The sequence below is a fragment of the Azonexus caeni genome, assembly GCF_048146105.1.
Classification (GTDB): domain Bacteria; phylum Pseudomonadota; class Gammaproteobacteria; order Burkholderiales; family Rhodocyclaceae; genus Azonexus; species Azonexus aromaticus_B.
Genome location: NZ_JBKJAD010000014.1, coordinates 62,726 through 84,599 on the forward strand (window position 1 = coordinate 62,726; position 21,874 = coordinate 84,599).

Annotated in this window: 18 protein-coding genes; 13 read left to right on the forward strand and 5 right to left on the reverse strand. The window is 66.9% G+C overall.

Going from position 1 to position 21,874, the window contains the following annotated elements:
- Positions 1–35: 35 nt before the first annotated feature.
- The 4 genes from ligA to ACLIIZ_RS13695 form a co-directional block, all read right to left on the reverse strand.
- Positions 36–2,468: an NAD-dependent DNA ligase LigA gene (gene ligA, locus ACLIIZ_RS13680; RefSeq protein WP_416692994.1), complete on the reverse strand. Its 2,433-nt coding sequence runs from the start codon at positions 2,466–2,468 to the stop codon at positions 36–38.
- Positions 2,468–3,772 (reverse strand): cell division protein ZipA C-terminal FtsZ-binding domain-containing protein, encoded by a 1,305-nt coding sequence (locus ACLIIZ_RS13685; RefSeq protein WP_416692996.1) that lies wholly within the window; start codon positions 3,770–3,772, stop codon positions 2,468–2,470. The genes ligA and ACLIIZ_RS13685 overlap by 1 nt, the downstream gene beginning before the upstream one ends.
- Positions 3,769–7,278, reverse strand: coding sequence for a chromosome segregation protein SMC (gene smc, locus ACLIIZ_RS13690; protein ID WP_416692997.1), 3,510 nt, complete (start codon positions 7,276–7,278; stop codon positions 3,769–3,771). The genes ACLIIZ_RS13685 and smc overlap by 4 nt, the downstream gene beginning before the upstream one ends.
- Positions 7,279–7,350: 72 nt before the next feature.
- Entirely contained in the window at positions 7,351–8,394 is a 1,044-nt protein-coding gene (locus ACLIIZ_RS13695; RefSeq protein WP_416693000.1) for a lipid A deacylase LpxR family protein, read from the reverse strand.
- 141 nt (positions 8,395–8,535) lie between these two features.
- On the opposite strand from ACLIIZ_RS13695, the gene dapC reads away from it, so the two are divergent.
- The 9 genes from dapC to ACLIIZ_RS13740 all read left to right on the forward strand — a co-directional run bounded on the left by dapC (position 8,536) and on the right by ACLIIZ_RS13740 (position 16,173).
- Positions 8,536–9,723 (forward strand): succinyldiaminopimelate transaminase, encoded by a 1,188-nt coding sequence (dapC, locus tag ACLIIZ_RS13700; protein WP_416693001.1) that lies wholly within the window; start codon positions 8,536–8,538, stop codon positions 9,721–9,723.
- Between the two features lie 18 nt (positions 9,724–9,741).
- Positions 9,742–10,557, forward strand: a complete 816-nt coding sequence (dapD, locus tag ACLIIZ_RS13705; protein WP_416693003.1) for a 2,3,4,5-tetrahydropyridine-2,6-dicarboxylate N-succinyltransferase — start codon at positions 9,742–9,744, stop codon at positions 10,555–10,557.
- Positions 10,558–10,583: 26 nt separating this feature from the next.
- A complete protein-coding gene (locus ACLIIZ_RS13710; protein WP_416693005.1) occupies positions 10,584–11,768 on the forward strand; it encodes a PilT/PilU family type 4a pilus ATPase in 1,185 nt (394 codons plus the stop codon).
- Positions 11,768–12,901: a succinyl-diaminopimelate desuccinylase gene (gene dapE / locus ACLIIZ_RS13715; RefSeq protein ID WP_416693007.1), complete on the forward strand. Its 1,134-nt coding sequence runs from the start codon at positions 11,768–11,770 to the stop codon at positions 12,899–12,901. Before ACLIIZ_RS13710 ends, dapE begins: the two co-directional genes overlap by 1 nt.
- On the forward strand, positions 12,898–13,794 hold the full coding sequence (gene prmB / locus ACLIIZ_RS13720; protein ID WP_416693009.1) for a 50S ribosomal protein L3 N(5)-glutamine methyltransferase: 897 nt from the start codon (positions 12,898–12,900) through the stop codon (positions 13,792–13,794). The genes dapE and prmB overlap by 4 nt, the downstream gene beginning before the upstream one ends.
- Positions 13,795–13,817: 23 nt before the next feature.
- Positions 13,818–14,390, forward strand: a complete 573-nt coding sequence (locus ACLIIZ_RS13725) for a zeta toxin family protein (protein ID WP_416693011.1) — start codon at positions 13,818–13,820, stop codon at positions 14,388–14,390.
- Positions 14,387–14,584 (forward strand): hypothetical protein, encoded by a 198-nt coding sequence (locus ACLIIZ_RS13730; protein ID WP_416693014.1) that lies wholly within the window; start codon positions 14,387–14,389, stop codon positions 14,582–14,584. Before ACLIIZ_RS13725 ends, ACLIIZ_RS13730 begins: the two co-directional genes overlap by 4 nt.
- A gap of 3 nt (positions 14,585–14,587) precedes the next feature.
- Positions 14,588–15,460, forward strand: coding sequence for a spermine/spermidine synthase domain-containing protein (locus ACLIIZ_RS13735; protein WP_416693016.1), 873 nt, complete (start codon positions 14,588–14,590; stop codon positions 15,458–15,460).
- Between the two features lie 77 nt (positions 15,461–15,537).
- Positions 15,538–16,173: a hypothetical protein gene (locus tag ACLIIZ_RS13740; protein ID WP_416693019.1), complete on the forward strand. Its 636-nt coding sequence runs from the start codon at positions 15,538–15,540 to the stop codon at positions 16,171–16,173.
- Here the strand turns inward: ACLIIZ_RS13740 and ACLIIZ_RS13745 are convergent, their stop codons facing one another.
- The gene (locus ACLIIZ_RS13745) at positions 16,174–17,631 is read right to left on the reverse strand and encodes an aminoacyl-histidine dipeptidase (RefSeq protein ID WP_416693021.1); all 1,458 of its coding nucleotides are present in this window, start codon (positions 17,629–17,631) and stop codon (positions 16,174–16,176) included. It abuts the gene before it with no gap.
- Between the two features lie 133 nt (positions 17,632–17,764).
- Between ACLIIZ_RS13745 and ACLIIZ_RS13750 the strand changes: the two genes are divergently transcribed.
- From ACLIIZ_RS13750 to ACLIIZ_RS13765, 4 genes are read left to right on the forward strand one after another with little or no spacing between them, the layout of a single operon-like run.
- The gene (locus ACLIIZ_RS13750; protein ID WP_416693023.1) at positions 17,765–18,376 is read left to right on the forward strand and encodes a CDP-alcohol phosphatidyltransferase family protein; all 612 of its coding nucleotides are present in this window, start codon (positions 17,765–17,767) and stop codon (positions 18,374–18,376) included.
- Positions 18,373–20,124 carry a bifunctional alpha/beta hydrolase/class I SAM-dependent methyltransferase gene (locus ACLIIZ_RS13755; RefSeq protein ID WP_416693025.1) on the forward strand — a complete coding sequence of 584 codons (1,752 nt, stop codon included), beginning with the start codon at positions 18,373–18,375 and terminating at the stop codon, positions 20,122–20,124. Before ACLIIZ_RS13750 ends, ACLIIZ_RS13755 begins: the two co-directional genes overlap by 4 nt.
- Positions 20,121–21,437, forward strand: coding sequence for a phosphatase PAP2/dual specificity phosphatase family protein (locus ACLIIZ_RS13760; protein ID WP_416693027.1), 1,317 nt, complete (start codon positions 20,121–20,123; stop codon positions 21,435–21,437). Before ACLIIZ_RS13755 ends, ACLIIZ_RS13760 begins: the two co-directional genes overlap by 4 nt.
- Positions 21,434–21,871, forward strand: coding sequence for a hypothetical protein (locus tag ACLIIZ_RS13765; protein ID WP_416693029.1), 438 nt, complete (start codon positions 21,434–21,436; stop codon positions 21,869–21,871). Before ACLIIZ_RS13760 ends, ACLIIZ_RS13765 begins: the two co-directional genes overlap by 4 nt.
- The last annotated feature ends 3 nt before the right edge of the window (positions 21,872–21,874 follow it).

A 21,874-nucleotide genomic window follows, 5' to 3' on the forward strand; every position in this document is an offset into this window, starting at 1 on the left:
GCGGCCGCAGCTAAAAACGGCTTTTCTGACTTTTTTCATGATGCTTCCTTATTCAGTAATTCAAGCAGTGCCGCCTCGTCGATCACCGCGACGCCCAGTTCACGCGCCTTGTCGAGCTTGCTGCCGGCTTCCTCGCCAGCGACCACGTAATCAGTCTTCTTCGACACCGACCCTGAAACCTTGCCGCCGGCTGCTTCGATCATCGCCTTGGCGTCGTCGCGTTTCAGCGTCGGCAAGGTGCCGGTCAGCACCAGCGTCTTGCCGGCCAGCGGCGCCGGCGCGGTAGCACTGGCGCCTCGCGGCAACGCGTCAAGCAATTCCTGGCGACGGCGGGCGACGGCGGCGAGCAGGCCGCGCCTGCCGCTTTCGTTGAGCCAGGCGAACAAGGCGCTGATCACCTCGCCGGGCAGGCCGGCGACCGACAGCGTGGCGGCATCGACGCTACCGTCGGCGAGCGCCGCGCCGTCGGCGACGGCAGCCAGTTGCCCGGCGCGCTTGGCGGTCAGTTTGGGCACCGCCAGCGCGGTGTAGATCTCGCTCCAAGCCAGGCGCTCGGCCAGGGCGGGATGCGGCGGATGCTCGTCGGCTGGCGTCACGCCGGCGGCGAGCAAGGCATCGACGGCGTCGAGGTTGCGCTGCTCGGCGAAGAAATCGGCAATCGCCGCCGCCACCGTCGCGCCGATGTCGGGCAGCACGGCGAGCAGCGGCGCCGGCGCGCGGCGCACCCGCTCCAGGCTGCCCAGCCAGTCGGCCAGGGTCTTGGCGGTACTCTCGCCGACATGACGGATGCCGAGCGCGAAAAGCAACCGGGCGAGCTTCGGCGTCTTGCTCGCTTCGATGCCGGCGAGCAGGTTCTCCGCCCAGCGCGTCGGCGTCTGGCCGGTCTTCAGCGCATCCGCTTCGCTGCCGCGATTCGCCGCCGGGGCGCCGTCGGCGCCGCACGGGATGGGCTCGCCGAGACTTGCCGCGTCATCCTTTTCGTCGGCACGCTGCTTCATTTCCAACAGGTCGGCCAAGCTCAACTGATAGAGATCGGCGACCCCATGCACGTAGCCGAACTCGACCAGGCGCTCGACGTAGCGGTCACCCAGGCCTTCGATATCCATCATGCGCCGGCCGGCGAAATGCAGGATCGCCTGAGTACGCTGGGCGCTACACGAGAAACCGCCGGAACAGCGGGTCGCCGCCTCGCCCGGCTCGCGCACCGTGTGTGCACCGCATACCGGGCAGGCGTCGGGCATGACGAAGGGCCGGGCGTTCGCCGGCCGCCGTTCGGCGACGATACCGACGATTTGCGGAATGACGTCGCCGGCGCGGCGGACGATCACCGTGTCGCCGACGCAGATGCCGCCCTTGCGCTCGATCTCGTCGGCGTTGTGCAGGGTCGCGTTGGTCACCGTGACGCCGCCGACGAACACCGGCTGCAGGCGTGCCACCGGCGTCAGCGCGCCGGTGCGGCCGACCTGGATGTCGATCGCCTCGAGCACCGTTGATGCCTCCTGCGGCGGGTATTTGTGCGCCACCGCCCAGCGCGGCTCGCGCGAGCGGAAGCCGAGGCGGCGCTGCAGTTCGCGGTCGTCGACCTTGTACACCACGCCGTCGATGTCGAATGGCAGGCGCTCGCGCAGTTCGGCAATTTGCTGGTGGAAGCCGGCCAGCGCCCCCCCCCCTTGCAGCACGGCACGGTGCTCGCAGACCGGCAGTCCGAAGGCGGCGAGCGCGTCGAGCAAACCACTGTGCGTCTTCGGCTCGTCCCAGCCGGCGACCGCGCCGATGCCGTAGGCGAAGAATTTCAGCGGCCGGCCGGCGGCGATCGCCGGATCGAGCTGGCGGACGCTGCCGGCGGCGGCGTTGCGCGGATTGACCAGGGTCTTTTCACCGCGCGCGGCGGCCGCCGCGTTGTATTTCTCGAGATCGTCGCGCCGCATGTACACCTCGCCGCGCACTTCCAGCAGCGGCGGCGCCTCGCCCTGCAGGCGCAGCGGGATCTGGCCGACGGTGCGCAGATTCTGGGTGACGTCCTCGCCGGTGGCACCGTCACCGCGTGTCGCACCGCGCACCAGCACGCCGTTCTCGTAGCGCAGGCTGACCGCCAGACCGTCGAACTTCAGTTCGGCGGCGTACTCGACCGCCGGGGCGGCGGCCGGCAGTTCCAGCTCGCGGCGGACGCGGGCGTCGAAATTGAGCGCGCCGCTCGGGCCGGTGTCGGTTTCGGTCTGGATCGACAGCATCGGCACGTCGTGCACCACCGGCGCGAACTGCGCCAGCGGCGAGCCTCCAACGCGCCGGGTCGGCGAATCCACCGTCACCAGTGCCGGATATTCGGCTTCCAGCGCCTGCAGCTCACGGAACAGCGCGTCGTAATCGGCGTCCGGGATGGTCGGCGCGTCGAGGACGTAGTAGGCGTGATTATGACGTTCCAGTTCGGCGCGCAGCCAGGCCGCGCGTGCCGCGATTTCCGCCGGCATCACGAGAACAGGCGCAAGGCTTGCGGCGAACCGGCGGGCAGGCCGAAGGAACGCATCGTCGCCTGCGGTTTGCCGATGAACTCGCGGCGGATGTGATCGAGCTGGCTTTCGCCGAGCGGATTACGGTTGTCGTCGACCAGCGTGCCCTGCAGCACTTCGGCAAAGCGTTGCGCCTGGGCGACCATCTGCACGAACACCGCTTCGCCGTGCTCGACGCGCGGCACGTCGAGCAGGAAGGTGATGCCATGCGTCGTCAGGGTGCGCAGGCTGTCGCCGGAGAACAGCGTGTTTTCGTAGTTCTGCAGGCTGAACTGCGGCCGGCCGGCGTCGTCGTAGCGGGTGAACAGACCGTCGACACCCAAGGTCATGCCGGCGGCTTCGGCCAGCGCGCGGATCTTGGTGCCCGGGAAGGGAATGCCACGGCTGACCAGGTTGAGGCCAATCTCAAGGTCGACGGCGGCGCAGAAACGATCGATTTCCGCCGCCTGGTCGAGCGGGCGCGACGACGGCAGGTCGGCCACCGCCATCAGTTCGTCGGCCAGCGCCTGCATCGCTGTGTTGAACAGCGCGAGGTCGCCCTCCGCCACCGGCCCGAGGCGATTGACCAGGGGCAGCCCGATGCGCAGGCGACGCACCGGGATGTCCTCGTCGCTGTGCAAGGGCAGCCATTTGCGGCGGCTTTCGTCGAAGCCGACCCAATGCACCGGCTTGCCGAGACGGCGCAGCACATCGCGCTGCGAAACAAGGATCTGCCGCGACGAGACCGGCTCGACCAACTCCATGGCAACGATCAATTCGATGCGTGGATCGAGCAGTTCCGGCGGCAAGGCGACCTGGGGAATTTCCGCCGGCGTCCGTTCGACGGGCGGCGACGCGGGAACGCTGTCGATGACCGGGCGGCTCGGAACGGGCTCTTCGACGGGTTCGTCGGCAAAAACCGGCGGCAAATCCGTCTCTTCTTCCAGCGGCATGAACACCGGGACGGGCGCCTCGTCAGGCAGTTCGGCGAAGGAAACGACCGGCTCCGGATCGTTCTGCGGCGGCATCTCATGCCGGACCGCGTCGGCGACCGGCGCCGCACAGGCCGGTTCCACTCGCTCCACTGGTTTCTCCGGCGACCGCTCCGGCTGTTTTTCCCGACGTGCCGGACGGGCACCGCCGTTGAGCAGGACGTCGTCGTGCCCGGGTTTGAGCATCGCCTCCGCGACCTTGCGGTGCCGGTATTCCTGCCATTTGTTGTAAGCGTACACGCCGACCACGACGGTCGCGCTCAGGCCGATCATTCCCAGTTGGAGTTCGGTCATGCATCCCTCATCTTCAAGGCTTCTTCGATATCCACTTCCACCACGCGCGAGACGCCGCTTTCCTGCATGGTGACGCCGACCAGCTGCTCGGCCATTTCCATCGCGATTTTATTATGGGAAATGAACAGGAACTGCGTTGCCCCTGACATTTTCTTGACCATGCTGCAGAAACGCTCGGTGTTGGAGTCGTCGAGCGGCGCATCGACTTCGTCGAGCAGGCAGAACGGCGCCGGGTTCAACTGGAACATCGAGAAGACCAGCGCAATCGCGGTCAATGCCTTCTCGCCACCGGACAGCAGGTGGATGGTCGAGTTCTTCTTGCCCGGCGGCTGGGCGATCACCTGCACGCCGGCGTCGAGGATTTCCTCGCCGGTCATCACCAATTCGGCGCGGCCGCCGCCGAAGAGTTCCGGGAACAGCTGGCCGAAATGCCCATTGACCGTGTCGAAGGTGCTCTGCAGCAGATCGCGCGTTTCGCGGTCGATGCGGCGGATGGCGTTTTCCAGGGTTTCCATCGCCTCGGTCAGGTCGGCGGCCTGCATGTCGAGGTAGCCCTTGCGCTCGGCGGCCGTTTCCAGCTCCTGCAGCGCCGCCAGGTTGACCGCGCCGAGTTCGGCGATGGCGTTGCCCAGCCGGGTGATCTCGCCCTGCAGCAAGGGCGGCCGCGCCGCATTTCCCAACATCTCCAGCAGCGGCAGCAGCGCCGCCTCGTCGGCGCTGGCTTCGAGGAGCTGCATGGCGAACTGCTCGGCGTTGAGCGAGGCTGCCTGTTCCTTCAGCTTGAGATCGCCGATCTTCGCGCGCAGCGGCTCCAGCCCCTGCTCGATCTTCAGCCGCTGCTCTTCCAGCGCGCGCAGCGCATTGGTCGCCGCTTCCAGCGCGTCGCGCCTCGCCGCCAGCTCCTGCTCGGCCTGCTGGCGGGCGGCCAGCGCCTGCTGCAACTGCTCCTCCATGACGTCGGCCGGCGCCGCCTCGACCTGCTCGGCACAGGTGGCGCGGTCGCGCTCGATGCGGCTCAGTTCGCGCTGGGCGACCGCCTGCTGGGCGAAGATGTCCTGCAGCTTGCCCTCGGCCTCGCGCGCCGAAAACTGCGCCTCGCGCAGCGCCCGGTCGAAATCGGCGTTCTTCTCGCGCTCGGCGCGCACGGCGCGTTCGCACTCGTCGAGCCGGGACTGGGCGCCGGCGACCAGGACGCGGATGCGGTTGAGACCGTCGCGGATTTCCTCGATCCGCTCGTCGGCGGCCATTTCGCGTTCGCGCTCGCCCTCTTCTTCTTCGGCCAGTTCGGCCAGTTGCTCGGCGATGCGTTCCTTCTGCTCGTTGTAGCGGGCCAGCGCCTGCGTCAGCTTGAGCACCTCGAGCTGCACGTGGTGCACGCGCTGCTGGCGGTCGGTGACGTACTGGCGAGTTTCGTCGATTTCTTCCTGCTTGTCGGCGTACTGCTCGTCGAACAGCGCCGCCTGCTCGCGCAGGGCTTCGCCCTTTTCCTCGGCGAGCGCGATGCCCTCGGCGAGCGCCTCGATCTCGCGCTGGCGTTCGAGCAGGCCGTGCTCGCCCTGGTCGGGCGCGAAGAAGGTGACGCTACTGCGGGTCAGCAGATCGCCGCCACGGGTGACGACGACGGCGCCGGGCGCCAGCGTTTCGCGCAACGCCAGCGCCGCACCCAGCGTTTCGGCGGTAGCAACGTCACCCAGCCAGTCGGCGAGCGCCGCGTACACCGCGGGATCGTCGCAGCGCACCCGGGCCAGCAGCGTTTCCCCGCTTGCCGCCAGCGGTACCGCAAGATTGCCGAGCATCACCGACAGTCGCGCTTGCGGCCGGTCATGCAGCCAGGCGTCGAGTTTGCCGGAATCGTCGCAGGCAATCGCCGACAGGCGTTCGCGCAGCACCGCTTCGACCGCCTCTTCCCAACCGGCCTCGACATGGATCTGCTGCCACAACGCCGGCGCCTCGGCCAGGCCGTGGCGGGCCAGCCATTCCGGCAGCTTGCCGCTGCCGGCGGTCTTCGCCTGCATCTGTTCGAGCGCCGCGCGCCGTGCCTGGCCGGCGGCCAGCTCGCGCTCCAGTCGCTGCAGTTCGCCATGCACCGCCTTGCGTTTCGCTTCCAGTTGCGGCAGTTCCTCCTGCAGTTGCTGCAGGTGTTCCTGATCGCCGGCCAGCTCCTCGCGCAGCAGTTCGAGTTCCTCTTCCTTCTCGGTGACTTCGAGTTCGTCCGGCGCCTCGCCGAAGGTCTCGTCGCGCAGCCGCTCGCGGCGCTGGACGATGGCCTGCAGCGAACGCTGGGCGTGCGCCTTGTTGGTCAGTTCGACTTCCAGCTTCTGCTCGCCGTTGGCGGTCCGTGTCTTGAGGCGCTGCAGTTCGTCGAGCGCCTGCGCGTGGTCCTCCTCGACCTGCGGCGCCAGGTTCATCTGGGCGTGCAGGCGCTCCTCAGCTTCGTCGACGCGCAAGCGGGTGACTTCCTGCTGCTCCTCCCACCTCTCGCGGTCCTCGGCCAGCTTTTCGGCGTTCTGCGTCCATCGCGCCAGCTCGTCTTCCAGTTGCACCAGCCGCGCCTCAAGCTGGCTGCGCGATTCGCGACGGTGGCGGATTTCCGCCTCGAGCCGGGCGACCTCGGCGTTGGCCGCGTACATCGAACTCTGCGCGTTGTGCAGCGCGTCGCCGGCGGCGAAGTGGGCTTCCCGCGTGGCTTCGGCCTGCGTCTCGGTCTCGCGCAGCGCGGCGCTCTGCGCTTCGAGTTCGGTCGTCGCCCGCTCGACGTCGAGCGCCAGCCGCTGGCGCTCGGCCTCGGCCTCGCGCTTCTTGAGCAACCAGAGCAGTTGCTGTTTCTGCACCAGTTGTTCGTTGAGCGCGTGGTAACGCCGCGCCACTTCGGCCTGCGATTCGAGCCTGGCAATCTGGTGGCCGAGTTCCTCGCGGATGTCCTCGACACGCAGCAGGTTCTCGCGCGTATCTTCCAGGCGGCCGTTCGTTTCCTTGCGCCGCTCCTTGTAGCGGGTGACGCCGGCGGCTTCTTCGAGGAAGACGCGCAGGTCGTCCGGCTTGGCCTCGATGATGCGCGAGATCATGCCCTGGCCGATGATGGCGTAGGCGCGCGGCCCCAGCCCGGTGCCGAGGAAGAGATCGGTGATGTCCTTGCGCCGGACCTTCAGGTTGTTGATGAAGTAGTCCGACTGGCCGCTGCGCGTCAGCACCCGCTTGACCGACAGTTCGGCGTATTGCGACCACTGGCCCAGGGCCCGGCCGAGCGAGTTGTCGAAGATCAGTTCGACGGAAGCCCGCGACACCGGCTTGCGGTTGGTCGAGCCGTTGAAGATGACGTCCATCATCGACTCGCCGCGCAGCTCGGAAGCTTTCGACTCGCCGAGCACCCAGCGCACCGCGTCCATGATGTTCGACTTGCCGCAGCCGTTCGGCCCGACGACGCCGACCAACTGCCCGGGCAGGGAAACCTGGGTAGGATCGACGAAGGATTTGAAGCCGGCGAGTTTGAGTTTGGTCAGGCGCATGCGCGGTCGAGCGGCGCGGCGGATGCCGCAGGGATGGGGTCGAATGATAGCATCGTCGCCCCGGCGCGCCGCTCAGAAGCGCCGACCGATGGTGAAACTGCCGTATACCGGCCGCTCGCGCTGGCCATCGAATTCGCGGCTGCGGAAATAGCGGGCGAAGGCGAATTTCCATTCGCCGTAGGTGAAAGCCATGCCGAAACCGAGATCGGTGACGAACTTGCGCTTGTCCACATGGTGACTGTCGCGGAAGGTGTTGCCGTCGAGCGTGATGTCGCGCAGCACCCAGCGGCTGTCCAGGTTGATGAACAGGTGTCCGCCCCAGGCTTTCTCGCCGCCGCCGCGCGGCGCGGCGTTTTCGCCGGCCGGGCGCAGCGGCGCACTGCCGAAATCGTCCGGCAGATGCCAGCCCAGGCGCCACTCGAAACCGGCATTGGCGTGCGTGCCGAAATTACCCAGCGCGCCGCCCCAGTGCAGGATCAGGTCGTGATCGAGATCGCCGGCCAGCGACGCGTAGTCGAACTTGCGCAGACGCTCGTGGATGAACTGGAACACCGGTTCGTTGTGCAACTGGTTGTCCCAGCCGTGAAAGCGGCTGACGCCGATCAGGTCGTGCCAGGCGTCCTGGACTTCGTGGCCGAGCGCCGCCGGACCGACAACACCGAGGCGCAAGTGGCTGGCACGCAGGCTGTCGCCGTCGCGCGCGTTGTAGCCGACGCTGAAGAGCAAGGCCGCGGCGTAGGGCCGGTCGTTGGCAATGACCGTGCGCGGCAGCTTGTCGGCCGGGGTGTACAAGGCCTGTTGCACGGCGACCACCATGTTGCGCTGCTCGTAGGCGCCCGGCTGCAGCCAGTCGAGATAGTGGTTGAGCGCGCGAGCCGGCGGCGACAGACAGGGGTCGCCGATATAGTCGGCAATGTTCGGCGACACCGCGGTCAGTTGCAGGCCGTTGCTGTAGCCCTGATCCTGGCCGCGCCCGCCGAACAGGTCGTTATCGACGCGCAGCGCCAGCGACCAGTTGCGTCGTTCCGGGCACTCGTCGGCGAACGCCGGCATGACCGCCAGCAACGCCGGAAGGAGCAGCAGAAAACGCAGCGACCGAGGAATCGACAAGGGCATCGGAAGATCCAGCGAAGGAAGGTTCCGATGATAACCGGCCTTTTGCACTGCCTGCCAGCGGCCGCCGGGCAACGCAGCGGAACGACCCCGGGGCGTCCGGTTTGGGCGATAATCGCGCCTTTCGACAGCTCCTGTAAGCCCGTGAATCCCCACCTCGCCCAACTTCAGCCCTACCCCTTCGAAAAGCTGCGCGCGCTGTTCGCCGGTGTCACCCCCGACCCGCAATACCGGGAAATCAAGCTGTCGATCGGCGAACCACAGCACGCGACGCCGCAGTTCATCATGGACGCGCTACACGCCAACCTGCGCGGCCTCGCCAATTATCCGACGACGCAGGGCATCCCGGCGCTGCGCCAGGCGATCGCCGCCTGGTGCGACCGTCGCTACGGCATCGCTGTCGATCCGGAAAGCGAAGTTCTGCCGGTCAATGGCTCGCGCGAAGCGCTGTTCTCCTTCGCCCAGGCAGTGATCGACCCGAGCCGGGGCCGCCCGATCGTCGTCAGCCCGAATCCCTTCTACCAGATCTACGAAGGCGCGGCCTACCTGGCCGGCGCCGAGCCGCGTTTCCTGAACAACCTGCCGGACAACGGCTTCGCCTTCGACTACGAACAACTGACGCCGGAAGAATGGGCGCGCGTGCAACTGTTCTACGTCTGTTCGCCCGGCAACCCGACCGGCAAGGTGCTGTCGCTCGCCGACTGGAAGACGCTGTTCGCGCTGTCCGACAAGTACGGTTTCGTCATCGCCTCCGACGAATGCTATTCGGAAATTTATTTCGACGAGGCCAAGCCGCCGATCGGCGGTCTCCAGGCGGCGAAGCTGCTCGGCCGCAATTTCGACCGGCTGGTGATGTTCTCCAGCCTGTCGAAGCGTTCCAACGTGCCCGGCATGCGTTCCGGCTTCGTCGCCGGCGATGCGAAGCTGCTCAAGGCTTTCCTGCTCTACCGCACCTACCACGGCTGCGCCATGGCACCTCCAGTGCAGGCCGCCTCGGTCGCCGCCTGGAACGACGAGGCGCACGTCCTGGACAACCGCGACCAGTACCGCGAAAAATTCGCCGCCTGCACGCCGCTGATCGCCTCGGCGCTCGGCACCGCCATGCCGGACGCAAGTTTTTACCTGTGGGCAAAAACGCCGATCGCCGATAGCGAATTCGCCCGCGGCCTGCTCGAACACTATAATGTCGTAGTCCTGCCCGGCAGTTTCCTTGCCCGCGATTCCCAGGGCGTCAACCCGGGTGCCGGTTTCGTCCGCATCGCCCTGGTCGCCGGCCTGGAAGAATGCCTGGAAGCCAGCCGCCGCATCGTTCAATTCACACAACAACTGTAACCAAGAGAGACCCGCCAAATGACTCATCCCCTGCAAGCCACCATCGACGAACTCTGGGAAAAGCGTACCGAGCTGACCACCCAATCGACCGACGCGATCAAGATCATCGAATCCGTGATCGGCGATCTCGACAGCGGCAAGCTGCGTGTCGCCGAGAAGGTCAATGGCGAATGGGTGGTCAACCAGTGGGCCAAGAAGGCCGTTCTGCTCTCCTTCCGCACCCGCGACAACCGCGTCCAGGAAGCCGGCGACGTGCGCTTCTACGACAAGGTCGATACCAAGTTCCAGGGCTGGAGCGAGGAGCAGTTCAAGGCCGGCGGCTTCCGCGTCGTGCCCGGTGCCTTCGCGCGCAAGGGTTCGCACATTGCGAAGAACGTCGTGTTGATGCCGTCCTTCGTCAACATCGGCGCCTTCGTCGATGAAGGCACGATGGTCGACACCTGGGCCACCGTCGGCTCCTGCGCGCAGATCGGCAAGAACGTGCACCTCTCGGGCGGCGTCGGCATCGGCGGCGTGCTCGAACCGATCCAGGCCGGCCCGGTGATCATCGAAGACAACTGCTTCATCGGCGCCCGCTCGGAAGTCGTCGAAGGCGTCGTCGTCGGCGAGAACTCGGTGATTTCGATGGGCGTGTACATCGGCCAGAGCACGCCGATCTACGACCGCGAGACCGGTGAAATCAGCTACGGCCGCATCCCGCCGGGCTCGGTCGTGATCTCCGGCTCGCTGCCCAAGGACAACGGTCGCTACAGCCTGTACGCGGCGATCATCGTCAAGAAGGTCGACGCCCAGACGCGCTCGAAGACCAGCATCAACGAACTGTTGCGCGCCTAACTACCTTTCGCGAAAGAGGTCTTGCCATGATCCTCGACAAACTGTTCCAGCTGATGTCGGAAAAGCAGGCATCGGATATCTTCATTTCCGCCGGCACGCCGATCCACATCAAGATCCAGGGTACGACCATGCCGGTCAACCAGCAGATCATGCTGCCCGACATGATCGAGAAGATCGCCTATGAACTGATGAACGAGGATCAGGCCAAGACCTTCGAGGCCACCAACGAGATGAACCTCTCGTTCGGTGTGCCGCAGGTCGGCAACTTCCGCATCAACCTGTTCCGCCAGCGCGGTTCGATCGGCATCGTCGTCCGCTTCATCCTCGGCAACATCCCGCCGCTCGACAGCCTCGGCATGCCGCCGCTGCTCGGCGAGCTGATCATGGAAAAGCGCGGCCTGATCCTGATTGTCGGCGCCACCGGTTCCGGCAAGTCAACGACCATCGCCTCGATGCTCGACCACCGCAACTCGACGCGCGCCGGCCACATCCTGACCGTCGAGGACCCGATCGAATTCCTGTTCAAGCACAAGAAATCGATCGTCAACCAGCGCGAAATCGGCATGGACACGCACGACTGGAATTCCGCGCTGAAAAACGCGATGCGCCAGGCGCCGGACTGCATCCTGATCGGCGAGATCCGCGACCGCGACACCATGCAGGCGGCGATCTCCTACGCCCAGACCGGCCACCTCTGTCTGGCGACACTGCACGCCAACAACTCCTACCATGCGCTCAACCGCATCATCAGCTTCTTCCCGCTGGAAAACCGGCCGGCGCTCTTCCTTGACCTCTCGGTCTCCCTGCGCGCGATCGTCTCGCAGCGTCTGGTACGCAATCCGGAAGGCAAGCGCCTGCCAACCTGCGAAATCATGCTCAACACCCGCCACATCAGCGAACTGATCGAGCGCGGCGAAGTCCAGGGCATCAAGGACGCGATGGAGCAGACACTGGCGCCCGGATCGCAGACCTTCGAACAGGATCTCTTCCGCCTCTACCACGAAGGCTCGATCACTCTCGACGAAGCGCTGGCCAACGCCGATTCGCCGACCAACCTGTCGTGGCTGATCAACAACTCCGAGTTCAATTCCAACTCGGGCAAGGATGAGAAGAAGCCCGACATCTCGCTCGAATTCGACAGCACCGACGAAGGCGGCGCCTCGTTCAAGGAATTCCAGCTCAGCCTCGCCGAAGACGACGAAACCCACTGATGACCGATCCCACCCTCGAACTGGCACGCCGGATCATGGCGTGCCCGTCCGTCACGCCCGACGACGCCGGCTGCATGGACATACTCGGCGCTCGTCTGGCCGCCATCGGCTTTTCCCTCGAATGGCTGGACCGCAACGGCACCCGCAACCTCTGGGCGCGCCGTGGCACCGCCGCACCGCTGTTCGTCTTCGCCGGCCATACCGACGTCGTGCCGACCGGCCCGCTGGAAAAATGGACCAGCCCCCCATTTTCCCCGGAAATCCGTGACGGCAAGCTCTACGGGCGCGGCGCCGCCGACATGAAGACCGGCGTCGCCGCCGCCGTCACCGCCGTCGAAGCCTTCGTCGCCGCCCACCCCGAACACCCCGGCTCGCTCGCCTTCCTGCTCACTTCGGACGAGGAAGGCGACGCCAACGACGGCACCGTCGCCGTCACCGAAGCCCTGAAGGCGCGCGGCGAACGGCTCGATTACTGCATCATCGGCGAGCCGACCTCGGTCAACACGCTCGGCGACATGATCAAGAACGGCCGCCGCGGCTCGCTCTCCGGCGTGCTGCTGGTCAAGGGCATCCAGTGCCACATCGCCTACCCGGAAAAGGGGCGCAACCCGATCCACCAGGCAGCGCCGGCCATTGCCGAACTGGCGGCGACCGAGTGGGACCAGGGCAACGAATACTTCCCGCCGACCACCTGGCAAATCTCCAACATCCACGGCGGCACCGGCGCGACCAACGTCATCCCCGGCCAGCTCGAAATCAAGTTCAACTTCCGCTTCTCCACCGCCAGCACGCCGGAAGGCCTGCAGCAGCGGCTGTGCGCCATCCTCGACAAATATGGTCTGGAATACGAGATCAAATGGACGCTCGGCGCCCGCCCCTTCCTGACCGGGCGCGGCCCGCTCGCCGACGCGGCGGTTGAAGCGATCCGCGCCACCTGCGGCATCGAGACCGAACTGTCGACCACCGGCGGCACCTCGGATGGCCGCTTCATCGCGCCGATCTGCGGCCAGTTGCTGGAAATCGGCCCGTCCAACGCGACCAGCCACAAGATCGACGAGTGCATCGCCGTCGACGCCCCGGCGCAACTCTCGGCGATCTACCGCCGCATCCTGGAAAAGATTCTCCTCGCATGACCGCCCACGCCCAGCACGAACTGATCACCGTCCGCGACTTCATCCGCTACGCGGTCAGCCGCTTCAACGCCGCCCAACTGTTCTTCGGCCACGGCAGCGACAACGCCTGGGACGAGGCCGTCTACCTGACGCTGCACACGCTGCACCTGCCGCTCGACCGCCTCGAACCCTTCCTCGACGCGCGCCTGCTGCCGGACGAGCGCGTTCGCCTGCTCGACCTCTACAGCCGCCGCTGCCAGGACCGCCTGCCCGCCGCCTACCTGACCAACGAGGCCTGGCTGGGCGAGGACCGTTTCTACGTCGACGAGCGCGTCATCGTGCCGCGCTCCTTCATCGCCGAACTGCTCGACGAACAACTGGCGCCGTGGGTTGCCGACCCCTGGGCCGTGGAAAACGCGCTCGACCTGTGCACCGGTTCCGGCTGCCTGGCGATCAAGCTGGCGCTGAACTTTCCCAATGCCGAGGTCGATGCGGTCGATCTCTCGAAGGACGCGCTGGCGGTTGCCGAACGCAACATCGCCGACTACCGTCTCGCCGACCGCGTACATCCGCTCCATTCCGATGCTTTCGCCAAGCTTGCCGGAAAACGCTACGACCTGATCATCTCCAACCCGCCCTACGTCGATGCCGAGTCCGTCGATGCGCTGCCGCCGGAATACCTGCACGAGCCGGAAATGGCGCTTGGCTCCGGCGACGACGGCCTCGACTTCACCCGCATCATCCTCGCCGAAGCGAAGAAGCATCTGAGCGACGACGGCATCCTCATCGTCGAGATCGGCCACAACCGCGCCGCCCTCGAAGCCGCCTACCCCGACCTGCCCTTCACCTGGCTCGACACGGCGGCCGGCGACGAATACGTGTTCATGCTCAACGCCGCCGACCTGCCGGACTAAGCGGAGATGAAAGGAGTCTGCTGATGCCAACTTGCTGGATCATTGCCGGCCCCAATGGCGCCGGCAAGACTACCTTTGCCTTGAAATATCTCCCCTTGGTCGCCAAGTGCTCGCGATTTGTTAATGCCGATCTGATCGCAGCAGGCTTGTCACCACTCGCACCTGAGCAGGAATTGGTCAGTGCCAGTCGAATTTTCCTCAGCGAGATTGAACAGAACATTACCGCTGGCTCAGACTTTGCCTTTGAAACCACGCTTTCCGGACGTTGCTATCTGAGGCTGATACAACGCCTGCGAGCAACCGGATGGCAGGTGGAACTGATCTATCTCGCTTTACCCAATCTGGAAGTATCACGCCAGCGTGTCGCAGAACGAGTCGCTCACGGTGGGCATAACATTCCTGGCAAAGCAATTGAGCGCCGTTTTTCGCGTAGCTTGGGTAACCTCTTCAACGAGTTTTCTGCTGCCGTGGATAACTGCCGCTGCTTTCTGAACGATGGACCCAGTCCGCAACTCGTTTTTGAACAACGCGGCGATTTCCGCTATATCGTTAACCAAGTGCTTTACCAACACCTACTCCAAGAGACCAAGCGATGACCATCGTTCCATCACAGCCTTCCGATCAAGCCAAGGCAATACTGGAATCGCTGCGCCTGGCAGTTCACGAAACGCTTGAACGCAAGCAACGTCTCGGTCAGTACGCAGTCATCTGGGAAGATGGCGAGTTACGCCTCATCGGCGCCGAGTCGGATCACGCCGCCCCCAAGGCAATGGCTCATAGCAATCGCTGACCCTTGCCAGAAAAACTCTACGAACTCCCCAGCCCGTTCGAGATCGAGACTGGCACAGTGCTGATGCTCGAACCGTCCTGGGCGCGGGCCGGCGAACTGCGCGCCCAGTTGCTCGACGAAAGCTACCCGAAGCCCTTCGTCATCGACGACGGCAAGTCGCGCTACCTCTACTTCAACGTCCGCCTGATGCAGAGCGAAATGACGCTCAAGGCGCCGCACGATCTGGCGCTGCGTTACACGCAGAAGATGATGGGCTTCCTGCTCTTCCAACCGCGCCCCAAGCGCATCGCGCTGATTGGTCTGGGCGGCGGCTCGATCGTCAAGTTCTGCCACCGCCGCCTGCCCGGCGTGCACATCACCGCGGTCGAACTCGACCCCGACGTCATCGCGCTGCGCGATGCCTTCTTCGTGCCGCCGGACGACGAACGCCTGCAGATCATCGAAGGCGATGGCGCCGAATTCATCGAACACACCGAAAAAGGCATCGACGCGCTGCTGGTCGACGCCTTCGACCGCACCGGCTTCGCCCCGGCACTGGCCAACCGCGAGTTCTTCGAAAACGCCTACGCCAAGCTTTCCGGCAACGGCGTGCTGGTGGTCAACCTGGCCGGCGACAAGGAAAGCTACGCCGGACTGATCGGCGAAGCGATGCATGTCTTCGACGACCAGGTGATCGTCATTTCGGTGCCCGACGACGGCAACCACATCCTCTACGCCTTCAAGGAAAAGTACTTCGAGCCGCGCTGGCGCTGGCTGCACAACCACGCCAAGGAGTTGCGCGCCCGCCTCGGCCTCGACTTCCCTGCTTTCGCGCAGAAGATGGAACGCTCGGCCAAGCTCGGCTTCGCCCGGCGCGAGGCGATCCGCGGCCGGTAAGGCGGTTTGTCGCCGCGGCATCGGCGCTGGCATGCCGTTTGCAATCGCTCCGCAACAACGACAACGGAGCCCGCCAAATGATCGTCACCGCCTGCAATCCCTACACCGCGGCCTGGCCGACCGGAAAAATTACCGGCGCCGAACGGCAAACCTCGGTCGCCTCCCCGGCAACGCTTGCCGACAAGCTCAGCATCTCCAGCGCAGCCCGCGCGCTGCTCGCCGGCGAATCGTCGGCGAACGACGCCGGGATCGAAGCGCGGCTGAAGCAGATCAAAAGCAAACCGGCCGCTGAACGAAGCGCCGCCGACACCGAATACCTGCTCGCCAACGACAAGCGGCTGGCCGAAATTCGCGCCAAGGACCCGCAAACCCTGACCGCCGATGAAGTCGATTACCAGCAGAAAGCCGGCGGCTTCGTGAATACCATGACCAATCTGTCGTCCGCCGAAAAGGCGCTCTACGACGAGATGGTCGCCGCCGGCAACTACGCCGCCGTCGAAGGCATGAACCTGATCGCGCTGGCCCGCCAGGGCATGGACGGCCAGCAGGTGACGCTGCCCGACGGCAGCAGCTTCGACCCGACGACGACCGAAATCACCCCGGAGAACATCCGCAAGCTGTTCACGGCGATGTTCGTCGATAGCGACGGCTCAAGCGCCAAACGTCTCGCAGCGCTGGCCGGTTACCTCGAACAGCGCTCGGCGAGCGCCTGATCAGCTTCCGGCAAGCTCGCCGAGAATCGCCCGCAGCAACTGCCAGCAGCGCTCGACCGACGCCACCTCGACCCGCTCGCCGGGCGCGTGCGCACCGTGGATGGTCGGGCCGAAGGAAACGATGTCGAGGCCCGGGTACTGGGCGCCGATCAGCCCGCATTCGAGGCCGGCGTGGATCACCTGGACCTTGGAGTCGCTGCCGAAATCGCGTTTGAACACCGCCTGGCAGGTGCGTAGCAGCACCGAATCCGGATTCGGCCGCCAGCCCGGATACTGGCCGGATTTTTCGGCGGCCGTACCGGACAGCGCGAACAGGCTGACGATCTCGTCGGCGAGCGCGTCGGCGGCGCGGTCGACCAGCGAGCGGACCATGAAATTGCAATAGCCGGCAGCCGGCGTCAGCTCGACGATGCCGAGGTTGTTCGAGGTTTCGACGACGCCCGCCACCTGCCGGCTGACACGTTTGACACCGTGCGGCGCAGCGTGCAGCGAGGCAAGCCAGGTGAATTGTTCCTCGCCGGCCATCACCGCATCGGCCGTCGCCGTTTCCGCGCCCAGCGCGACACCGTCGTCGACGCCGCGCAGAAGTTCGCGCAGTGCCGCCTGCTGCGTCGCCAGCCAGGCATCGAGTCCTGCGGCTTCAGGCAATGCGAGCACGGCGAAAGCCTCGCGCGGCAGCGCGTTGCGCGCCGAACCGCCGTGCAGCGAGACCAGACGGTAAGGCATGACGCCGGCCAGGTCGTGCAGGACACCGACCAGCAGCTTGATCGCGTTGCCGCGCTCCTCGTGGATGTCGACGCCGGAATGGCCACCGCGCAAGCCGCGCAGCGCGATCCGGCACACCGTCCAGCCGGCCGGCAGCGGCTCCGGATCGCCGGCGCGGCGGACATCGACGTCGAGCCCGCCGGCGCAGCCGAGGTAGAACTCGCCCCAGGCCTCGGTATCGAGGTTGAGCATCAGCGACGCATCGAGCAGCCCCGCTTCTAGGCCGCGGGCGCCGCCCATGCCGGCTTCCTCGTCGACCGTGAGCAGCGCCTCCAGCGGGCCGTGGCGCAGCGTTTCATCTTCCAGCGCGGCGAGGATCAGCGCCACGCCGATGCCGTTGTCGGCGCCCAGCGTCGTCTGTCCGGCGACCAGCCAGCCGTCGCGCAGTTCGGGGACGATCGGGTCGCGGGAAAAGTCGTGGGCGCTGTCGGCGTTCTTCTGGCAGACCATGTCCAGGTGGGCCTGCAGGACGACGGTCGGGGCGTGCTCGCAGCCGGGCGTCGCCAGCTTCTTCAGAATCAGGTTGCCGGCGCGATCGACGCGGGCGGCGAGCGATCTCTCCCGCGCCCAGGCCAGCAGCCTGTCGCGTAGCGCGGCTTCGGCCTTGGAAGCGCGCGGCGTCGCGCAGAGCGTGGCGAAATGCCGCCAGACGGCAAGCGGCTGCAGGCGGGAGAAAAGTTCAAGCTGCGACATGGGCGGAAATCCGGGCAAAAGCGGCAGCTTAACCAATGCCCCGCCAGCGGTGAAGTACGGACGACTACCTGAAAACCAATGTCCTATGCCTTTGACGTACAATCCCGACGCACCTGCCGGACCTTCTCTCCCAATGATCTCGATTTACCAGCTCAAACCCGCCTTCCAGAATCTCCTGCGTCCCCTCGCCGTCCGTCTGGCGAAACTCGGTATCACCGCCAACGCCGTCACCGTGGCGGCGATGCTGCTGTCGCTGCTGCTCGGCGGCGTTCTCTACCTGTTCGGCGCGAGCGCACCGCAGCTCTTCCTGCTGCTGCCGGCCTGGATGTTCCTGCGCATGGCGCTCAACGCGCTGGACGGCATGCTGGCTCGCGAGTTCGGCCAGCAATCGCCGCTCGGCGCCTACCTCAACGAATTAAGCGACGTCGTCTCCGACGCCGCGCTCTACCTGCCTTTCGTCTTCATCCCACCGTTCGGCTGGGCCAGCATCGGCGCCGTCGTCTTCCTTGCCGCCCTCTCCGAGATGGCCGGCGCGCTCGGCCCGATGGTCGGCGCCCCGCGCCAGTACGACGGCCCGCTCGGCAAGAGCGACCGCGCCTTCCTGTTCGGCTGCCTGGGCTTCTGGCTCGGCGTCGCCGGCAGCCTGCCGGCAGCCGTTTTCTGGCTGATGCCGCTGGCTGCCGTCGGCATCGCGCTGAACATCGTCAACCGCATCCGCAGCGGCATCGCCGCCATCACCCCATGACCCGAATCGCCGAAAACCACCACTTTCCCTGCAGCGACGGCAGCGCCCTCTTCTACCGGCGCTGGCCCGCCATCGCGCCGCAACGGCGCGGCGCCGTCGTCCTCTTCCACCGCGGCCACGAACACGGCGGGCGCATGGCCCACCTGGTCGACGAACTCGATCTACCCGATTTCGACTTCTACGCCTGGGATGCCCGCGGCCACGGCAACTCGCCGGGGCCGCGCGGCGATTCGCCGAGCTTCGGGCAATCGGTGCGCGACGTGCAGACCTTCATCGAACACATCCGCGACACGTGGGGCGTGGCCGAGTGCGACATGGCGGTGCTGGCACAAAGCGTCGGCGCCGTGCTGATCAGCACCTGGGCCCACGACTACGCGCCGCGCGTGCGCTGCCTGGTGCTCGCCTCGCCGGCGTTCAAGGTCAAGCTCTACGTCCCCTTCGCCCGCCCCGGTCTGCGCCTGCTGCGCGCGCTGCGCGGCAATTTCTTCGTCAACAGCTACGTCAAGTCGAAGTTCCTGACCCACGATCCGGCGCGCCAGGCGTCCTACGACAGCGACCCGCAGATCTCGCGGCCGATCTCGGTGAACATCCTGCTCGCCCTCTACGAGGCGGCCGAGCGCGTCGTCGCCGACGCGCAGGCGATCACCGTGCCGACCCAGCTCCTCGTCTCCGGCGCCGACTGGGTCGTGCATCACGCGCCGCAACACCAGTTCTTCGACCGTCTGGGAACGAGCGCCAAGGAGAAGCACGTCCTCGACGGCTTCTACCACGACACCTTCGGCGAGAAGGATCGCCACGTCGCGACCGCGCTGGCGCGCAGCTTCATCCTGCGCCAGTTCTCGCTGCCCTGGTCGCGCCCCGACCTGCGCCAGGCGCACCGCCAGGGGCCGACCTTCGACGAGGCGCAGGCGCTTGCCCGCCCGCTCTCCCTGTTCAGCCCGCGCGGCCTGTACTGGGCCTTCTACCGCCTCGGCATGAAGCTCGGCGGCCTGCTCTCCGCTGGCGTCGCGCTCGGTCATCGCACCGGCTTCGATTCCGGCAGCACGCTCGACTACGTCTACCGCAACACGCCGACCGGCCGCGGCGCGCTCGGCCGGCTGATCGACCGCAACTACCTCGACGCCATCGGCTGGCGCGGCATCCGCCAGCGCAAGCTCAACATCGAGGAACTGCTGCGCGCGGCGCTCAACCGCCTGCAGGCGGAGGGCCAGCCGCTGCGCATCCTCGACATCGCCGCCGGCCACGGCCGCTACGTGCTGGAAGCGCTGGCCGACGCGCCGCGCCCGGAATCCGTCTTGCTGCGCGATTTCAGCCCGCTCAACGTGGACCAGGGCAGCGCCCTGATCGCCGCCAAGGGCCTGAGCGACATCGCCCGCTTCGAGCGCGGCGACGCCTTCGACCGCGCCTCGGTGGCGGCGGTGACGCCGGCGCCGACGCTCGGCATCGTCTCCGGACTCTACGAGCTGTTCCCCGACAACGATCGGGTCGCTGCCTCGCTGGCCGGCATGGCCGACGCCATCGCGCCGGGCGGCTACCTGATCTACACCGGCCAGCCCTGGCATCCGCAGCTCGAACTGATCGCCCGCGCGCTGACCAGCCACCGCGACGGAGAGGCCTGGGTGATGCGCCGCCGCACCCAGGCGGAAATGGACCAGTTGGTCAGCGACGCCGGCTTCGAGAAGATCGAGCAGCGCATCGACGCCTGGGGCATCTTCACCGTCTCGCTGGCCCGCCGCCGCCCGGCATGAACGGCAAGCCGCCATTGCCCTGGAAGCGCAGCCTGCTCTGGCTGCTCTTCCTCGGCCCCTTCTTCTTTCTCAGCTACGGCCAGGCGAACCAGCTGGCGGCCAGCCGCGAGGCGGTGGCCAGCCTGTATTTCGCCTGGGAGCGGCAGCTACCCTTTCTGCCCTGGACCATCGTTCCCTATTGGTCGATCGACCTCCTCTACGGGCTTTCCTTCCTCTGCTGCCGCGACGCCCGCGCCGTCGACCGGCACGGCCAGCGCCTGCTCGCCGCGCAAGTGATCGCCGTCGCCTGCTTTCTCGCCTTCCCGCTGCGTTTCGCCTTCGCCCGCCCAGCGACCGACGGCCTGGCCGGCGCCATGTTCACCGCCCTGAGCGCCTTCGACCAGCCGTACAACCAGGCGCCGTCGCTGCACATCGCCCTGCTCGTCCTGATCTGGTTCCAGTTCGCGAAGTTGCCGCTAGCCCGCCCCTGGCGCCTGCTGGTGCACGGCTGGGCACTGCTCATCGGGATTTCCGTGCTGACCACCTGGCAGCACCATTTCATCGACGTCCCGACCGGCGCCGCGCTCGGCCTCTTCTGCCTCTGGCTGCTGCCGGAAGGCGGCTTGCGCTCGCCGCTGCGGCGCGCCGCCGATGCCGGCCACTTCCGTCTGGCAGCGCTCTATGGCGGCGCTGCGGCAGCCCTGCTGGCGGGCGCCATCGGCCTCGGCGGCCTGGCGCTGCTCCTCGCCTGGCCGGCGCTGTCGCTGCTGCTGGTCGCCTGGAACTACGCCTGGGCGGGCAGCGCCGGCTTCCAGAAGCAGGCCGACGGCCACAGCCTCGCCGCGCGCTGGCTGTTCGCGCCCTACCAGTTCGCCGCCTGGCTCAATTCGCGCTGGTGGACGCGGCGCCACCCCGCCCCGGTGCATATCGCCGGCGCCGTCTGGCTCGGCCGCATGCCCGATGCGACCGCCTATGCCGACGGCGGGTTCGGCGCCCTGGTCGACCTCAGCGCGGAACTGCCGGCGCCGCGCCTTGCCACGCCGCATCACGTCCATCCCTGCCTCGACCTGGTACCGGCGGCGCCGGAACTCCTGCGCGCGGCGGCCCGCGAGATTGCCCAGCGGGTGGCCGACGGCCCGGTGCTGGTCGCCTGCGCCCTCGGCTATTCGCGCAGCGCGGCGGCGGTCGCCGCCTGGCTGCAACTGAGCGGCCTGGCTGCCGACACCGAAGAGGCGATCCGCCTGATCCGCGAGCAGCGCCCGCAGATCGTGCTCGACGACGGCTGGCGGGCAAGCCTGGCGCAAGTCGATGCCGCCGGGAGCGAACCCGCATGAGCCCGGCAGACCGCCAGCTCGCCGCGATCGGCTGCGCCATCTGCGCCGCCGCCAGCCGCATCGACGCCTGGAGCCGGCCACTGGCGCTGCTCGCGCTGGCCGGCCTGCTGCTGCCCCAGGTCACGGCGGCGAGTGCCGCGGCACTCGCCGCCAGCGTCCTGCTCGGCCTGCTGCAGGGCTATTGGGCGCTGCGCCTCGCTTTCGACCGACCGCTCTTCGCCCACTGGGCCGAGGCGGCCGACCAAGATGCGACAAGCGCGCTCGCCGCCTTCGACGCCGCGCTGACCGGCCTCGGCTGGCCGGTCGCCGACGCCGGGCGGCCGCTCGCCCCACGCGTCGCCGGTGCCCGAGCCCTGCTCCTCCGCCAAGGCCAGGCATTTGCGGCACAATTGCTCGCTGCCAGCAGCGCCGTGCTTCTCCTGTCACTTCACTGAACG

What these genes read in the sequence shown, in the direction of transcription:
- ligA (WP_416692994.1), bottom strand. Translation starts at nt 2,468, where the DNA reads ATGCCGGCGGAAATCGCGGCACGCGCGGCCTGGCTGCGCGCCGAACTG.
- ACLIIZ_RS13685 (WP_416692996.1), bottom strand. Translation starts at nt 3,772, where the DNA reads ATGACCGAACTCCAACTGGGAATGATCGGCCTGAGCGCGACCGTCGTG.
- smc (WP_416692997.1), bottom strand. Translation starts at nt 7,278, where the DNA reads ATGCGCCTGACCAAACTCAAACTCGCCGGCTTCAAATCCTTCGTCGAT.
- ACLIIZ_RS13695 (WP_416693000.1), bottom strand. Translation starts at nt 8,394, where the DNA reads ATGCCCTTGTCGATTCCTCGGTCGCTGCGTTTTCTGCTGCTCCTTCCG.
- dapD (WP_416693003.1), top strand. Translation starts at nt 9,742, where the DNA reads ATGACTCATCCCCTGCAAGCCACCATCGACGAACTCTGGGAAAAGCGT.
- ACLIIZ_RS13710 (WP_416693005.1), top strand. Translation starts at nt 10,584, where the DNA reads ATGATCCTCGACAAACTGTTCCAGCTGATGTCGGAAAAGCAGGCATCG.
- dapE (WP_416693007.1), top strand. Translation starts at nt 11,768, where the DNA reads ATGACCGATCCCACCCTCGAACTGGCACGCCGGATCATGGCGTGCCCG.
- prmB (WP_416693009.1), top strand. Translation starts at nt 12,898, where the DNA reads ATGACCGCCCACGCCCAGCACGAACTGATCACCGTCCGCGACTTCATC.
- ACLIIZ_RS13725 (WP_416693011.1), top strand. Translation starts at nt 13,818, where the DNA reads ATGCCAACTTGCTGGATCATTGCCGGCCCCAATGGCGCCGGCAAGACT.
- ACLIIZ_RS13730 (WP_416693014.1), top strand. Translation starts at nt 14,387, where the DNA reads ATGACCATCGTTCCATCACAGCCTTCCGATCAAGCCAAGGCAATACTG.
- ACLIIZ_RS13740 (WP_416693019.1), top strand. Translation starts at nt 15,538, where the DNA reads ATGATCGTCACCGCCTGCAATCCCTACACCGCGGCCTGGCCGACCGGA.
- ACLIIZ_RS13745 (WP_416693021.1), bottom strand. Translation starts at nt 17,631, where the DNA reads ATGTCGCAGCTTGAACTTTTCTCCCGCCTGCAGCCGCTTGCCGTCTGG.
- ACLIIZ_RS13750 (WP_416693023.1), top strand. Translation starts at nt 17,765, where the DNA reads ATGATCTCGATTTACCAGCTCAAACCCGCCTTCCAGAATCTCCTGCGT.
- ACLIIZ_RS13755 (WP_416693025.1), top strand. Translation starts at nt 18,373, where the DNA reads ATGACCCGAATCGCCGAAAACCACCACTTTCCCTGCAGCGACGGCAGC.
- ACLIIZ_RS13760 (WP_416693027.1), top strand. Translation starts at nt 20,121, where the DNA reads ATGAACGGCAAGCCGCCATTGCCCTGGAAGCGCAGCCTGCTCTGGCTG.
- ACLIIZ_RS13765 (WP_416693029.1), top strand. Translation starts at nt 21,434, where the DNA reads ATGAGCCCGGCAGACCGCCAGCTCGCCGCGATCGGCTGCGCCATCTGC.